The 1,751-nt window shown below is 73.4% G+C and carries 2 protein-coding genes; both read right to left on the reverse strand.

Annotation, left to right across the window (positions count from 1 at the left end; translation table 11 throughout):
- Nucleotides 1-1,064: CaiB/BaiF CoA transferase family protein (locus tag AC27VN_RS40600; RefSeq protein ID WP_490880382.1), on the reverse strand; the 1,064-nt coding region annotated here is incomplete at its 3' end.
- Nucleotides 1,065-1,089: 25 nt separating this feature from the next.
- A partial coding sequence (locus AC27VN_RS40605) for an acyl-CoA dehydrogenase family protein (RefSeq protein WP_490880383.1) occupies nt 1,090-1,751 on the reverse strand: 662 nt, incomplete at its 5' end.

Here is a 1,751-nt window from a genome sequence, read left to right on the forward strand (position 1 = left end):
CGGCCCGAGGGCGTGCGGCTGAAGCGCGGCGCCGGTGCCGGTTGCGTCACGCCCTCGATCTCGACGAAGCTGCCGCGCGCCTGCAGGTGCGGATGCGCGGGCGCCTCGCCGAAGGACAGCACCGGCGCGAAGCAGACATCGCTGCCCTCGAGCAGCTCGCACCAGGCCTGGCGCGTGCGCGTGCGAAAGGCCGCGGCGAAGACGGCGCGCGCGCGCGGCCAGTCGCGCGGATCGAGTTGCGTGCCGACGGCCTCGGGCGCGATGCCCAGCCGCTGCAGCAGCTCGGCATGGAAGCGCGCCTCGATCGGGCCGATCGAGATCCACAGGCCGTCGGCGCATTCGTAGACCTCGTAGAAGGGCGCGCCCGAATCGAGCACGTTGCTGCCGCGTTCGTCGCGCCACTGGCCGGCCGCGCGCATGCCGAAGAAGGCCGTGGCCATGTGGGCCACGCCGTCGACCACCGCGGCATCGACCACCTGGCCGCGACCAGAACTCCGCGCCTCGATGATGCCGGCCAGCACGCCCATCGCCAGATAGAGCGCGCCGCCGCCGAAGTCGCCCACCACCGCCAGCGGGATCGACGGCGGCTGGTCCTGGCGGCCGATGGCATGCAGCACGCCGGTCAGCGCGATGTAGTTGAGGTCGTGGCCCGCGGCCTGCGCCAGCGGCCCGTCCTGGCCCCAGCCCGTGATGCGGCCGTAGACCAGGCGCGGGTTGCGCGCCAGGCAGGCCTCGGGCCCGAGGCCCAGCCGTTCGGTGACGCCGGGGCGGAAGCCCTCGATCAGCGCATCGGCGCCTTCGATCAGCTCGAGGACCAGCGCCACCGCCTCGGGGTCCTTGAGGTCGAGCGCGATCGAGCGGCGGTTGCGCATCAGCAGGTTGTATTGCAGCGGCCGCTTCACGCCGAGGTCGGCCGGCGTCTGCCGATCGATGCGCAGCACCTCGGCGCCCATGTCGGCCAGCAGCATCGCGCCCATCGGGCCCGGGCCGATGCCCGCGAGTTCGATCACCTTCACGCCGGCGAGCGGACCCTGGCGGGTCGGGGGAGAAGTCGGTTCGGTCATTCGCGCTTTCGGATCGTTGGATGATTCAGTCGTGCACCGCCGCCGCCAGCCGCAGCCGGACGGCATCCAGCAGGCCCTCGGGCCGTGCCAGCACGGCTTCGCCGAGCAGGCGCGCGCATTGCGTCTCGGTGCCCGGTGCCTGGCGCCATTCGTGCAGGCGCCGCGTGTAGAGGCCCAGCACATGCTCCTCGGTGATGCCGATGGCACCGAACACGGCATGGGCGATGGCCGCGACACCGCGCGCGGCCTCGCAGGCGCGCAGCTTGGCGATGGCGGCCCGCAACGCATCGGGCTGCCAGCCCTCGGCGCAGCAGCCCAGGCGCGCGGCCAGCGTGGCCGAATGCGCCTGCTCGGCCAGCACCGCGAGCTCCTGCTGGATGGCCTGGAACTGCGCGATCGGCCGGCCGAACTGCCGGCGGTCCTGCGCATAGGCCGTGGTGAGTTCCAGCACGCGCGCCATCGCACCCGCCATGCCCGCGGCATGCAGCGCATTGCACAGCGCCGTGGCATCGGCATCGCCCCTCTCGAAGCGCGCCACGGCGAGCGCGGGCGTGTCCCAGTGCAGGGTGGCCGAAACCCGCGGGCGCCAGGCACCGGGCTGCATCACGGCGCGTTCGCGCGGCAGCAGCAGCCAGTGGGCTTGCCGACCGACCAGCACCCATTGCGCCAGCGCGCCGCCGGGCACGT

It is taken from the genome of Variovorax sp. 20P10.2.4, from assembly GCF_058244205.1.